Here is a 13,955-nt window from a genome sequence, read left to right as displayed (position 1 = left end):
CCGAATAAATTATAAGCCTGTAAGCCATGCGGCCAATTCTTCGGTCTGGCTAAGAATAGCTATCGGGTCCCAGTAACCGGAACGGTCGCTTGTCCATAAGAACACATGATTATTCTTGACTGCGGGAAGTGCTCCCCAGATCGGGTCCGCCTGAAGTTCATCCAGCGTTTCCGAATCGGAGGTTAGAATAATATAATCTCCCGCATACTTGGGCAGGACCTCCGCAGAGAATGAAGCCCAGCCGGGATCGGCCATTTCCGCTGCAATCTCCGCAGGCGGCTTGAACCCGAATCCGTTGTATATCGGCTGGCCGCCTTTGCCGAAAGAGGTTCCGACGGCCATCAGGCTATTGTCGCTCGATTCAATAACGGAGAAGGTGCTGTCGGCAGGTATGACTTGGAGCACCTTTTCTTTGGCGCTGGCGGTACGGGTGTCATAGTCGGTGAGCCAGGCCTTTGCTTCCTCTTCCCGGCCCAGCAGATCGCCGAAATAAGCGACCTCCTCATGTACGGTCTTTAAGGAAGCATACGGAATCACGACAGTAGGCGCTATTTTTGACATCTGCTCATTCAGTTCGGGATACATATCGTCCATAATAATCAAATCCGGCTCAAGTGCCAGAATTTTCTCTACGTTGCCGTTGCCTTCCCCTATGTTCTCAACATCCTTCAAATATTCCTGGAAATAAGGATTCTTAATATGATGATCGGAGGTTCCTATCGGCGTAATGCCCACCGCAATCAGACTACCCAGATACTCACCGGCAACAATACGTTTAGGATGAAGGGGTACCTCCACCTCTCCGTTAACGGTCGATATTACTTTGGTCTGCGGCTGCTCCGCTGCATTGTTCGTGCCGCATGCACTCAGCACCAGAATGAAGCTTAGCAGCAATAGCGATGCCAGCGTAGGCCTTGAATGTTTAAACATGAATACATCTCCCTCTTCTATACGATCTAACTGATAATCGTTATCAATTATATTAGTATAGTCAAAGGGTTCAGGAGGGACAATGGAGGATTCCATGGTTATGACAGGACGATCTTCTGGTTTGTTCCTGGCGGCATATACTTCTCTGTAGCGTATGGGAGAAACGCCTTTATATCTTTTGAACAGCCGGCCCAAATAACTCGGGTCCTGATAGCCGACGCCAGCTGCAATTTCCTTCAGCGTAGCATCCGTTTCAAGCAGCAGGGACGCTGCCTTATCGATGCGTACCTTGATCAGATAATCAATGGGGCTTAGCCCGGTACGGGTTTTGAAATAGGAGGATAAATGAGGGATGCTGTAGTTCACGTTGTCCGATAGCGATTCGAGCGTAATAGACTCGGCATAATGCTCATGGATGAACGCAGCAACCCGGGCAGCCAGATCGCGCTTAGCCGGACTTATCACATGCGCCTGCATTTGATGAAGCAGCTCATATACGAACTGGTAGAGTAAAGTCCGGGCCCGCAGCTGGACGAGCGGTTTCTGCTTCCGCCAATCCTTATACATTTCACTTAAAATCTGATGCAGTACTACCGGATTCTCCGGCGTAATGCTGTACGAATGATCAAAGGGGTGAGCCTGCTCCGGTCGCCCGTCAAGTTCTGATAAAGCCGGAAGATTACTGCCGGCTCTGTAATAAACGGTATAGTAATCCAAGCCCTCGCTGCCTGCAGCAAGGCTCAGTACACTGTCTTTACCTGCATGAAGTACTGTAAAGCGCTCTAAGCGATAAATTTGCCGGTCCAATTCGGCTGTAGCATTCCCCCGGATCGACATGAGGAATAGGGTGGAAGGTACTTTATAGGAGAGCGGGGATTCACCAGCCCTGATTGTGATCCGGCGGATATCTATGACCTTGCAATTCGCCTGATTCCATAGAGTGATTAGATCGTTGATGTCCAAACGCAGCCTCGCCTTCCCCCTGTCTTTAAGGACTTTTGAGAGTAAGCATAACATCTTCAGTGAAGTAAGCAAACCACACCCGATAACGGAGCCACTTGATAAACCATCCTATTCTAAAAAACTGAAAAATGGGGGAGCACATCTTCCCGGAATGCAAAACGAGCCTTGGAAGTGATTCCAGAGGCTCGTTATTAGTATCTTTTATTTAAGTTAATTGTTCAGTGGCCTTGTTGCCATAGGAGATTCCCTGCTTACAGCGCCTTATCATCAATGCTGTTCAGCCAGCTCTCAATATCCCCGATGACGGAGCTGACGCAGCCGTCCTCGAACGGTGAGATCAGTCCGGCAAGCTCTACCAGCTTCGTGAAGGACTGGCTTCCTCCAGCCTTGCAGAGGCGCAGATAATCCGACCATGCGGATTTGAAATCCTCATTCGAGCGTTTCCAGAACTGGAAGGCGCAGAGCTGGGCCAGTGTATAGTCAATATAGTAGAACGGGGAACGGTAGATATGCGCCTGCTTTTGCCAGAAGCCGCCCTGCTCCAGATAGACGTTGCCGTCATAATCACGGTGGGGCAGATATTTCTGCTCGATTTCCCGCCAGGCCTGCTTACGTTCAGCCGGAGTCGCCTCCGGGTGCTCATAGACAAAATGCTGGAACTCATCGACAGAGACACCATAAGGAATAAACAACAGACTCTCTGCCAGGTGGTTGAAGCGGTATTTGTCCGCATCCTGTTCGAAGAACTGGTCCATCCACGGCCAAGCGAAGAATTCCATACTCATCGAGTGGATTTCTGCGGCTTCAAAGGTCGGGAAAGCATATTCCGGAACACCGGAGTTGCGGCTGGAATACACCTGGAAGGCGTGCCCCACTTCATGGGTCAGCACATCAATATCCGCCGAGGTTCCATTGAAGTTGGAGAAAATAAACGGTGCCTGATAGTCGCTGAAATAGGTACAGTAACCGCCGAATTGCTTGCCCTTCTTGCTGACCAGATCCATCAGCCCATTGTCCAGCATGAAGGTGAAGAACTCATCGGTTTCCGGTGACAGCTCCTTGTACATCTTCGCACCGTTAGCCACAATCCAGTCAGGATCGCCCTTGGGTGTAGCATTCCCGGAATTGAAGCTAATGCCCTCATCGTAAAATTTCAATTCATCCAGACCCAGACGATCCTTCTGGCGCTGCTTCAGCTTCGTTGCAAGAGGAACGATCTTCTCAAGCACCTGCTTGCGGAAATTAGCAACCATCCCGGCATTGTAATCCGTACGCATCATCCGTTCATAACCCAGCTCCACAAAGCTGCTGTATCCAAGCTTGGCAGCTATGCTGGCCCGTACCTTGACGAGCTCATCATAAATCCGGTCGAGTTCCGGTTCATGCTCTGACATGAAGGCATATCTGGCTTCAAAAGCTCCCTGGCGCACAGAACGGTCAGTCGATGAATCATAAGGGATCAGCTGGGCCAGGGTACGCTCTTCACCGTCAAAACTAATTTTGGCAGAGGCGATCAATTGGGCGTATTCGGAGGACAGCTTGTTCTCAAGCTGTAAGTCTCCGATAACTTCAGGGCTGAAGGTACGCAGGGAAATTTCGGCCAAGCTTAGCAGCTGCGTTCCCCATTCCTGTTCAAATTCGGCTCTGTACTTGGAATTTACAAGTGCTCTGTAATAATCCGTTATGTACTCCTGGACCACCGGACCGATCTCGTCCATGTAATCCTGTTCAGCCTTGTAGAACTCATCCTCGGTATTAATCGAGTGGCGGACGCTGACCAGGGTCTCCATCGTACCAAATTTGCTGCGGAGCTCATTCATGGCGGCAACCGCAGCCTTCTGCTCCTCCAGACTGCCATTCTCCAGGCCTTTCAGCAAGGTTGTGAAATCGGCCTTGAATTGCTCCACATCCGGACGTTCATAACGGTATTCTGAGAATTTCATTGGATTATCAGCACCCTTTCTTTACCATATAAACCCCATTATATAATCGACTCCCGCAAAAAACCAACTTTTAGACAGTAAAGTTTAATTATATTTAATTTCTCAAGGCGAAAGGACAGTGAAACTTCCACGTTGTGTTACGGATGGTATTATTTTAGAATTTTAGGTTGTCAGAATTCCCCGACTTCTAAAGTGGCGGGATGAATGACTACTATCTTTCTTCGTATATGGAAAAAAGTATCCTATTATAAGAACGTACGTGCTATAATTGTTTTGTGAATGTTTGGAAATGAGGTGCATCGTGTGCTTATCTATAAAGCATATAAATACCGTATCTATCCTAACCGTGAGCAGCAGCACTATTTCGCTAACGTATTCGGGGCCGTCCGTTTTATCTACAATAAAATGTTATCGGATAAGATTAAACATTACCAAATCACAGCAACGATGCTCCATACAAAACCTGCGGGTTACAAGAAAGATTTCCCGTGGCTCCGAGAAATCGACAGCCTGGCTCTGACCAATGCCCAGCTCCATCTGGACCAAGCGTACAAACAATTTTTTCAGAAGAATACTATGGGCTTCCCCCGATTCAAAAGCAAGAAAACACATACAGACCGCTTTACAACAAACAATCAAAAAGGAACGATAGCAATTGAAGATGGGATGCTCAAAATCCCCAAGCTAAAGAGCAGAATCCGAATCCAGATACACCGCCCCTTCTCAGGACGGGTCAAATCCTGTACTATCTCTAAAACACCGTCCGGCAAATACTTTGCGTCCATCCGAGTTGAAACAGAAAGCACGCCATTACCTTTAGCTGCCAAGAAAATTGGCGTCGATTTAGGACTGAAAAGCTTTGCGGTGACCTCGGAGGGTGAAGTAATTGCGAATCCGAAACATCTGCGGAAATCGGAACAACGATTAAAAATGCTGAATAAAAACGTATCCCGAAAGAAAAAGGGAAGCCACAACCGATTCAAAGCCAAACTCAGATTGGCGAAGCTGCATGAAAAAATAGCAAACCAGCGGAAAGACTTCTTGCACAAAACGTCCACCCGAATGATCCACGAAAACCAAGTGATTGTAATGGAGGACTTGCGTGTAAAGAACATGCTGCAAAATCATAAATTAGCGAAGGCCATATCCGAAGTCTCCTGGAGGTTATTCCGAGAACTGCTGACCTACAAAGCGAAATGGTATGATAGACAATTGATCATTGCTCCTCCAAACTATGCAAGCAGTCAACTCTGTTCCTGTTGTGGCTACAAAAATGCAGAAGTCAAGAATTTGGCTGTACGGGAATGGTCTTGTCCAGAGTGCCATACGGAGCACGATCGAGATCGCAATGCGGCTTCCAATCTTTTGAAACTAGCCATGTAAATGGCACTATGGGCTAGGAACGAGCCAGTAAGCTTGGGTAAACTTGGAGCGTTAGCTCTATTGACCAAGAAGCAACCACCTAATAGGTGGTGTGTAGTTCACGGAGCGGGCCAAAGATGAAATGTGTAAATGCAGCAACGTTATTGCCAGACCACCTGCTGAAGGAAATTCAGCAATATATTCATGGGGAAGCCTTGTATATCCCCACCCGTCCGAGCAGCCGCAGAAAATGGGGCGAAAGCTCCGGTGCAGCCGGTTACTATAAGATCCGGAACGGGGAGATACGCAAATGCTTCCGTGAAGGCGCGGACATGAGCCAGTTGTGTGAGCAATATGGATTATCCATAGACAGCATCCGAAAAATCGTATATTCCAAGAACCCGCAGAGCTGATCTGCGGGTTCTTGCTGTGAGATAAAACAATTCTAGAAGAGCTTGGTATATAATGTCCTCTGCCTGTTCCGTAGAATGAAGGCATGACAGAGCCTCTGGAGGATGAAATGACTAAGAGAACAGGGAGAACAGGTAGAGCAGAATACAGAGCCTATACTCCGCAAGATATGATGAAGGTGTGGGAGTATATTTCACGTGTCTACTCCAGGCTGAAACGGCTGAACAGCTGGTCCATTGCCCGCTGGGAGTTTGAAATATTCTTTATTCACAAGAGAGCGGGCATGTTGCCCGGCTGGGAGCAGCATATAGGACTGTGGGAAGATGAGGCGGGTGAGCTGGCCGCCGTTGTCTGCCGTGACGGGGACTACTATTTTCAGCTGGATACGCTGGAGCCGCAGGAGGAGTTGCTGAGCGAAATGTTCGGTTTCATAGAAAAGAGTTCCAGTCCGGACAGCCCTAAGCTGGCTATTCCAAAATTCATGCCCGCGCTGGAAGCGATGGCGCGCAGCCGGGGATATAAGCTGCTGCGCAATGAAAGTGATAATATCATTTCGGTCGCGCTGGATCAGGAATTCCGGGCAGACCTTCCCCATGGCTTCACCTTTTGCTGCGGGGATGAAGTCAGTGACCGTGCGAAGGCGCAGGGGCATATTATGGCTTTTGATTATGCAGGCACGAAGAAAGCGGAGCAGACGCTGCAGCATTATGGCGGACTTCGGGAAGCACCGGGGTACCGCCCCGGGCTGGATCTGTCGCTGGTGAACGCTGCGGGAGAGGTCGTGGCCTTCTGCAATATTTTTGTGGATGAAGCGAATAGGATTGGCATACTCGAGCCGGTAGGAACACATGTGAATTACAGAAGACAGGGGCTGGGCAGAGCCGTGATATATGAAGGCCTGAACCGTCTGCGGACGCTGGGCATGGTCAAAGCTTATACGGGTCCTATGCAGCCTTTTTACCGGAGGATTGGCTTTGCGCTGGAGGCAGAGATGACCATCTGGGAGAAAGAACGGGGGTGAAAATGTGATGAAAGTGTTGACTCTCCTCTAAGGGGAGGCAATACACTGAAGCTTGAAAGGAGCGTGACTCAGCTGTTGTACACCGTAAAGGAAGTAGCTGAATTATCGAAGGTAACCGTCAAACTGCTGCATCACTATCACAGAATAGGTCTGCTTATCCCGACTGAAATCAGCGGTGCCGGCTATCGTCTATACGGAACGGAAGCACTGGAACGTCTGCAGCAAATTCTATTGTACAGAGAACTGGATTTCACTTTGGAACAAATTAAGGAGCTGCTTCAGGGCAATCCGGACCGTTCAACCATTCTGGAGGAGCAGGAAAAACGGATTCAACAACGCAAGCAGAGGCTTGAACGGATTATCGAAACGCTGCACAAGACCAAAACGAGCCGGGAAAGAGGAGAACCAATGGAGGATAAGGAACTGTTTAAAGGTTTCGAGCGAGAAGAGGATTGGAAAGCAGCCTTGCAGGAACAGAATGAGTATCTGAAAGAAACTTATGATTATGAACTGCTGGATTCAGCTCCTGTAGAGCCGCAACATATGAATGAAATAGCATTAGAAGGTGCTGCATTTATGACATCAATGGCAGATGGCTTGCGGACAGGCCGGAAGCACAATGATATGGAGGTTGCGGCGCTGATCGCGAGGCATCTGGAGTTCCTGAAGGAGCACGGACATCAGATATCGGCAGAGGATTTTGCAGCGCAGAACCGTTTTTTCCTGAGTGATGATTTCCATCTCCGCATGCTGGAAGGGCAGCAGACCGGACTGGCTTATTATTTGTCTGCGTCTGCGGACGCTTTTGCAGCGCAGGCTTAAACGTAGGATAACACCCGATAACCATAGAAATGCATAATTGTAAAAAACCGCCGGACAGTCCTCATGTCCGGCGGTTTTTATCTGACCAAATCATAACGCCGAAACCGGAAAATACAAATCGCACTCACAGTAATGCTTGCTGCACTTGGCGTAGTTAACCCTTTCAAAGCTGAAACGTTCAGGGATATCAATCTGCATAGCGGGCATCCAGGTCTCGAAAATATATTTCCAGACCTCCTGCAGAGTCAAGGCCGAGAGATCCTCAGGACGATGAAGGCCGATATAGGTGAACACACCGTATTTATGCGCCTTGACATGCCGGACCTGCATATCCGGAGGGATAATGCTGCGGGTGCTGATCTCCAGGGAGGGCTGGTATAAGGTTGAACCTTCGAATGGCTCCGGAACTGAGGTGAAGCCGACATAGACATCCTTGTGCACCGGATTCTCAATTCTCGAGCGGTCATGGTAAAAGAAATGCACAGCCCGCTCTGTTGCTTCCAGAGAGCTGGCGTTCTCCCGGCCGTTAATTCTCATCTGATGTCCGGCAATGGAGAAGGCCGGCAGGACGCTCATGGAGCGGAAGTATACCAGCCCTTCCGCTGCACGGCCGAGCAGGCCCGGATTAAAGCGGTCCAGAATATTCAGCGGAGCGGGATTTCTGCGCCACTTGGCTGGTGTGGTCTGGTATTCATCCTTGAAGACCCGGTTATAGGCCCGTTCTGAGCCGAAGGAATATTTCGCTGAGATGAAATCAATGCTGTTCTGGTGGTGAAGCAGGTCGCCAAGGGAGAGCACAATCCGTCTTCTGCGGACATACTCCATGAGCCCGGTATCTGTGGCTCCCTTCCAGATGCGCAGCAGGTGGAATTTGGAGATATTCACCCTGGCCGCGATATCATCCAGGCACAGCGGCTCCAGCAGATTTTCTTCCATATATGCAGTTGTTGTATTCAGTGTTTCCAGCAAATAATGATCCATCGCAGGTTCCTTATCCGAGCAATTTTTGTCCTGTTTTGCCAGGGGGCGTACAGTATAATTTTACCACAGAGACCAGGAGCAGCATAACAATATTGATTGGATTAAGGAAAAGGAAGGGGAGGTCGGCTTAATGAACGCTAGCAGCCAGGCAGAGCTGAAGAACCGGTATTTAGCGGCAACGGAAGAGTTTGTAGAGAAGGTGAAAGATGATCCGAATGTCATTGCGGTCGTCTTGTGCGGAAGTCTGGCTTACGATCAGGTCTGGGAGAAAAGCGATATCGATATGGACGTCATTGTGCGTGATCAGCCGCTCCAGCAGTACTCCTACTGCATCATCGAGGACGGGATAACGATTAATGTTCAGCTCTATGAGAGAAGCAGGTTTAAAAGAAGTTTCGAACGGATGGTTGGAGGCTCAATTCCGCAGTCGTACTTGGCCAAAGGACATATCCTGTATACGGCTGATGACAGTCTGCATGAGTATTTCGAGGAGCTCAAGCTGCTGGGCAGCTACGATATAGCCCTGTCTTTATTACGAGATGCCTGTGAACTGATCGATCTGTTCCATAAAAGCCGGAAGTGGCTTACGGTGCGCGGAGACCTGCTCTATGCGCAGTATTATCTGCTGAAGGCGGCGGAGCTGATTGCCAAGATGGAGGTCTGCTCGCAGGGCAAACCTCCGATCCGGGAGTCTATCCTTACAGTTCTGGATACGAAGCCTGAGCTAGTGGCTCCTCTGTATTCTGAGGCGATGTCCCGCCGGCTAACTGAATCGGAAATCGGAGCGGCGATTGATGGAATTGGCCTGTTTATTGACGGGAAGCTCGATCTCCTCAAGGTGCCTGTCCTTGATTACCTGGCAGACGGGGAGATTAGAACCGTAACGCTGCTAGCGAAGCATTTTAAGCTGGCCAGCCACTTTCTTGTGAACATTCTGGAGTATCTGGCGGATAAGGGGATCATCGAGAAGGTGTCGCAAACCATCCGTATTACCCCAAAGAGCAGACCGTCTGTTGAAGAAATCGGCTATATGTACATCCCTTAAAGGGTGGAGAACAAGAGGAGGAAGCAGTCAGTGTCTATCCGCACAACGATTGATATTTCGGGAGCCCGGCAGAATAATCTCAAGAACATATCCGTGGAGATCCCGCGTGACCAGTTGACTGTCATTACAGGAGTGTCCGGCTCGGGCAAATCCTCGCTCGCCTTTGATGTTATCTTTGGAGAAGGGCAGAGGAGATTTCTCGATTCCATCTCGAACTTCGCCAAGGGGCGCATCAGCCAGCTGAAGAAGGCGAAGGTGGATTCAGTAAGGGGCTTGTCCCCGGTAATCGCGATTGAGCAGAAAAAAGGCAACCATAACCCCCGCTCCACGGTCGGTACGGTAACGGATACCAATGATTATCTGCGGCTGCTGTTCGCCACTGCAGGCACCGGGCATTGCCCGGATTGCAGCAAGCCGCTGCGGCAGCTGTCCGCTGCCCAGATTGCCGAGCATATCTCCTCGCTGCCGAAGGGAACGATTGTTGAACTACGGGCGCCGGTCTATAAGATATATGGCGAGGAGTATAGCTATACCTTCCAGAAGCTGCGGGAAAAAGGCTTCAAGCATCTGCTTGTCGATGACATGCCTGTCTCACTGGCGGATGAATCCGGGCTGGACGAGAGCCGTTCCTACCGGATCGAGATGATCATTGACCGGTTCACATTGAAGGATGAAACTTATATGCAACTGACCAAATCCATAGAGTCGGCGATGCTGGCACTGGATGAGGATATTATGATTAAGGCAGAGATCATTGGAGGGACTGGTGAGAGGGAGCCTAAGGGCTTCTATGAGCACTTCGGCTGCCCGGAGCATCATTACTTCCTCTGTGATATGCAGCCGTTTCATTTCTCCTTCAATACGCCAGCGAGCGCCTGCCATACCTGTCTTGGGGTAGGGATGTCGTATGTGGTAGAACCCCGGTTTCTGGTGGTGGCCCCTGAGAAAAGCATTAACAAAGGCGCGCTGAAGAACACAGTGTTCAATCCCGCAGGTAAGGACAGCTACCGCACAGTGCTGATGTACAGCTTATCGGAGAAATATGGCTTCAGTCTGGATGTCCCGTTTCATGAGCTGCCGGCCTCTGTTCATAATCTGCTCTTCTACGGTACCAAGGGCGAGCTAGTTCCTATGCTTCAACCCCCGAATTCCGCCAAGAAGAACTGGATGACCGGCCGGGACCGGCCGTTTGGCGGCTTCGTCCAGGAAATGGAGAGCTGGTACAAGCACTACATCCGCAAGACCTCAACCTCGGAGGCCTTCGAGCCGGCGTTCATCAAAGACTGCATGATCGAGAAGGTCTGCCCGGAATGCAGCGGCGCGAGACTCAAACGGCAGCGGCTGCAGATTACGGTGGGGAATAAGAATATTGACCAGCTTAGCCGGATGCAGCTGCATGAGCTGCTTGGATTCCTGAATACCTTAAGCTTCGAGCCGGTCATCCGTGAGGTCGCAGACACCATTGTCAGTGAGCTGCAGTCCCGGATTTCGTTACTGATCGAAATCGGGCTCCACTACATCAGTCTGGGCCGCAGAAGCGATAGTATCTCGGGCGGTGAAATGCAGCGGATCAAAATGTCCACCCAGATCAGCAGCGAGCTGATGGGGATGCTGTATATTATGGATGAACCCAGTATCGGCCTGCATCCGCGGGATTCCCACCGGGTTATCGACACGATGAAGAAGCTGCGTGATCTTGGCAACACGATCATCGTGGTCGAGCATGATATGGATACGATCCGCAGTGCAGACCATATCATCGAGATCGGTCCCGGTCCCGGTATCCATGGCGGGAATGTAGTGGCTTGCGGAACCGTGGACAGCATCATGGACCAGCCGGAGTCAGTCACCGGGCAATATTTATCGGGCAATGCGTTTATCCCTGTTCCTGAACAGCGGCGCAGGCTGGGCGACGCCTTTCTATCGATCCAGGGGGCACGCGAGAACAATCTGAAGAATGTGGACCTGGATATCCCGCTTGGTGTGCTGATCTGTGTAACCGGGGTCTCGGGTTCAGGCAAAAGCTCGATGATCAACGGGATTCTATCGAAACAGCTGCGGATAGACAAAACCTCTGCACGGATTGTCGCCGGGGAACATGATTTCCTGTTCGGAGCGGATCAGCTGAATCATGTCATCAATATTGATCAGACCGCCATTGGACGTAACAGCAAATCCAATCCGGCGACTTATATCGGTATCTATGATAGAATTCGTGACCTGTATGCCATGCAGCCCGAAGCGGTAGCAAAAGGGTATCAGCCGATCGACTTCAGCCTGACTCACACAAACGGTACCCGCTGCGAGCACTGTGCTGGCGACGGGATTCTGGTCACGAATCTCCAATTCATGGCGGATATAGAAACACTGTGCCCGGTCTGCAAAGGGATGCGCTTCTCAGAAGAGGGCCTTGAGATTAAAACCCGGGGTAAAAGCATTGCCGATGTACTGGAAATGACGGTCGAAGAAGCCGCCGATTTCTTCGGGGAGCATAAGTATCTTAAGCACAAGCTCGCCATTATGATTGAACTTGGACTCGGATATCTGACCCTCGGCCAAAGCTCAACCACCCTGTCCGGCGGCGAGGCGCAGCGGGTGAAGCTGGCCTATGAGCTGGCCAAGATCAAGAAGGGCGCCCACAACCTGTACATCCTGGACGAACCGACAACGGGTCTGCATCTGGAAGATATCAAGAAGCTGCTGGTGGCTCTGAACAAGCTGGTAGACAGCGGCCACTCCGTGCTTGTCATTGAGCATCATCTGGATGTGATCAAGTCCGCGGATTATATCATTGACATGGGCCCGGAAGGCGGAGACCAGGGCGGGTATGTGGTCGCCGAAGGAACACCGGAGCAGGTGGCGAAGGTGGAGGCTTCCCACACCGGGCGGTACCTCAGCAGTGTGCTTGGAACAACTGCCAGCCGGTAAAGGACAACGTAACTGCGGCAGACACCTGCTGGATCTACTGGATCAGCAGGTGTCTGTGTGTGATGAGGGTGCATAGAACGGGTGCGCTGGAGTGCTGCGTGTAGGGAGAGGTGAACGGTCGGCGGTCAGCGGGAAAATCCGGCAAGAAAGTATGCATAGAGTGAGCGATTGGCGAATCTGTGCATAGTGGAAGCTGACTAGGGAGCATACATAGGTGCAGTTGAGAATCTATGCTTAGTGGAAGCTGATCAGGGAGCATACATAGGTGCAGCTGAGAATCTATGCATAGTGGAAGCTGATCAGGGAGCATACGTAGGTGCAGTTGAGAATCTATGCTTAGTGGAAGCTGATCAGGGAGCATACGTAGGTGCAGTTGAGAATCTGTGCTTAATGGAAGCTGATCAGGGAGCATACGTAGGTGCAGTTGAGAATCTATGCTTAGTGGAAGCTGATCAGGGAGCATACATAGGTGCAGTGGCAATCTGTACGTAGCGGAATAACGGCGCGGACTGAGATTCCGTTATTTTGGATTTATGGACGGTTTTAGGTTGTTCGCGGACTGGAAATCCGTTATTTCTGCTCTAAGGGGTGTTTTGGAGTGATTCAGGAGCAAATAAAGGAATCTCAGTCCGCGAGCTAGTGGAAAAGCCCCACTTTCAGCAAAATAAGCGCATCTCAGTCCGCTTCATTGGAGGGGCGTACCTACAGGAGTGCAGCTCAACAGTTATTCGCTTGCGGGGCGGGGCACTCCTGGGCTTGCAAGGGATTCCCGCCGTTACAGCCGAAGCGTGTAAGTCCGCACCCGATGTGAACCACTCGCGACATCAAGGATCTGCAGCTCTACGAGATCATGCAGGATACGTCTGGCTTGACGGTCACATACCCGGAGGTGCCGGGCAAGCTCCAGCGGAGTCAGCGGGCGCAGCATGCGCCGGGCCAGGCGGACGGTCTCTGCCTCCAGCCAGGATAAGGATGCTGATACGTCCGTGGCTATGAATCTGCCACTAAAAGCGAGCACCAGCTGCTGGCATAGCTGAGGTTCTTCCGTGATGGACGGGTAAGCGATCGGCAGAAAGGTCCAGCCATCCAGTACGAGTAGACAATGCCGTCTGCACAGGTCTTTGAATCTTCTGACATCCAGATCTCTGGCATGAGGGCCGAAGCCCTGGATCTCGATTCCGCCTTTTGCTCCACCTGGCATATACGCCAGATCCAAATAGCGGTAGCCGTTATTGAAATCCCGGACCTCCCATTCCGGAAAGAGATGATTGAAATTCCCGATAGCGGGAAACCAGACAGAGCGCAGAAATTCTCTGGTTCCGTGCCCTAGGCCTTTTTGGAGCAGCTCCAAGCGTATTGCACCTGTCTCTGCATGAATCTGTTCCTGCAGCCATTCATCATAGTACTGTTCAAATCTCGACATTGCCGTATCTCCCTTGCGAATAGTTTGACCCACGAGTTTGAGTTGATCCAATCCGATCCGAATACAAGAAAAGCCGCCGCAATACAACGTATCTGGAAGGTTAGCTCCAGACAAACGTTCTATTGC

At 50.6% G+C, this 13,955-nt stretch carries 10 protein-coding genes; 6 read left to right on the top strand and 4 right to left on the bottom strand.

Translation table 11 applies throughout. The features are described 5' to 3' along the window. Positions 1-9 precede the first annotated feature (9 nt). Both MHI42_RS09260 and MHI42_RS09255 read right to left on the bottom strand, forming a co-directional pair. Positions 10-1,893: an AraC family transcriptional regulator gene (locus MHI42_RS09260; protein WP_342423585.1), complete on the bottom strand. Its 1,884-nt coding sequence runs from the start codon at positions 1,891-1,893 to the stop codon at positions 10-12. Positions 1,894-2,144: 251 nt separating this feature from the next. Continuing rightward, positions 2,145-3,836, bottom strand: a complete 1,692-nt coding sequence (locus tag MHI42_RS09255) for a M3 family oligoendopeptidase (RefSeq protein ID WP_342423584.1) — start codon at positions 3,834-3,836, stop codon at positions 2,145-2,147. Positions 3,837-4,139: 303 nt separating this feature from the next. Here MHI42_RS09255 and tnpB point away from each other — a divergent pair, with 303 nt between their 5' ends. From tnpB to MHI42_RS09235, 4 genes are all read left to right on the top strand, one after another. Then, on the top strand, positions 4,140-5,219 hold the full coding sequence (gene tnpB, locus MHI42_RS09250) for an IS200/IS605 family element RNA-guided endonuclease TnpB (RefSeq protein ID WP_342423583.1): 1,080 nt from the start codon (positions 4,140-4,142) through the stop codon (positions 5,217-5,219). Between the two features lie 116 nt (positions 5,220-5,335). Beyond that, the gene (locus tag MHI42_RS09245; protein WP_039305165.1) at positions 5,336-5,611 is read left to right on the top strand and encodes a CD3324 family protein; all 276 of its coding nucleotides are present in this window, start codon (positions 5,336-5,338) and stop codon (positions 5,609-5,611) included. A gap of 107 nt (positions 5,612-5,718) precedes the next feature. After that, entirely contained in the window at positions 5,719-6,630 is a 912-nt protein-coding gene (locus tag MHI42_RS09240; protein ID WP_342423582.1) for a GNAT family N-acetyltransferase, read from the top strand. Positions 6,631-6,702: 72 nt separating this feature from the next. Continuing rightward, positions 6,703-7,452 (top strand): MerR family transcriptional regulator, encoded by a 750-nt coding sequence (locus tag MHI42_RS09235; protein ID WP_342424710.1) that lies wholly within the window; start codon positions 6,703-6,705, stop codon positions 7,450-7,452. Positions 7,453-7,542: 90 nt separating this feature from the next. On the opposite strand, the gene MHI42_RS09230 is transcribed toward MHI42_RS09235, so the two are convergent. Beyond that, positions 7,543-8,388: a helix-turn-helix domain-containing protein gene (locus MHI42_RS09230; RefSeq protein ID WP_342423581.1), complete on the bottom strand. Its 846-nt coding sequence runs from the start codon at positions 8,386-8,388 to the stop codon at positions 7,543-7,545. 175 nt (positions 8,389-8,563) lie between these two features. On the opposite strand from MHI42_RS09230, the gene MHI42_RS09225 reads away from it, so the two are divergent. Together MHI42_RS09225 and uvrA are read left to right on the top strand one after the other, a co-directional pair. Beyond that, the gene (locus MHI42_RS09225) at positions 8,564-9,478 is read left to right on the top strand and encodes a helix-turn-helix domain-containing protein (RefSeq protein WP_342423580.1); all 915 of its coding nucleotides are present in this window, start codon (positions 8,564-8,566) and stop codon (positions 9,476-9,478) included. 30 nt (positions 9,479-9,508) lie between these two features. Next, positions 9,509-12,406, top strand: a complete 2,898-nt coding sequence (gene uvrA / locus MHI42_RS09220) for an excinuclease ABC subunit UvrA (RefSeq protein WP_342423579.1) — start codon at positions 9,509-9,511, stop codon at positions 12,404-12,406. A gap of 775 nt (positions 12,407-13,181) precedes the next feature. Here the strand turns inward: uvrA and MHI42_RS09215 are convergent. Next, entirely contained in the window at positions 13,182-13,829 is a 648-nt protein-coding gene (locus MHI42_RS09215; protein ID WP_342423578.1) for a transcriptional regulator, read from the bottom strand. Positions 13,830-13,955 lie beyond the last annotated feature (126 nt).

It is taken from the genome of Paenibacillus sp. FSL E2-0178, from assembly GCF_038593005.1.
Lineage (GTDB): Bacteria > Bacillota > Bacilli > Paenibacillales > Paenibacillaceae > Paenibacillus_AQ > Paenibacillus_AQ phytohabitans.
Note: the sequence above shows the minus strand (reverse complement) of the source record. Positions and strands in the feature narration are given on the sequence as shown.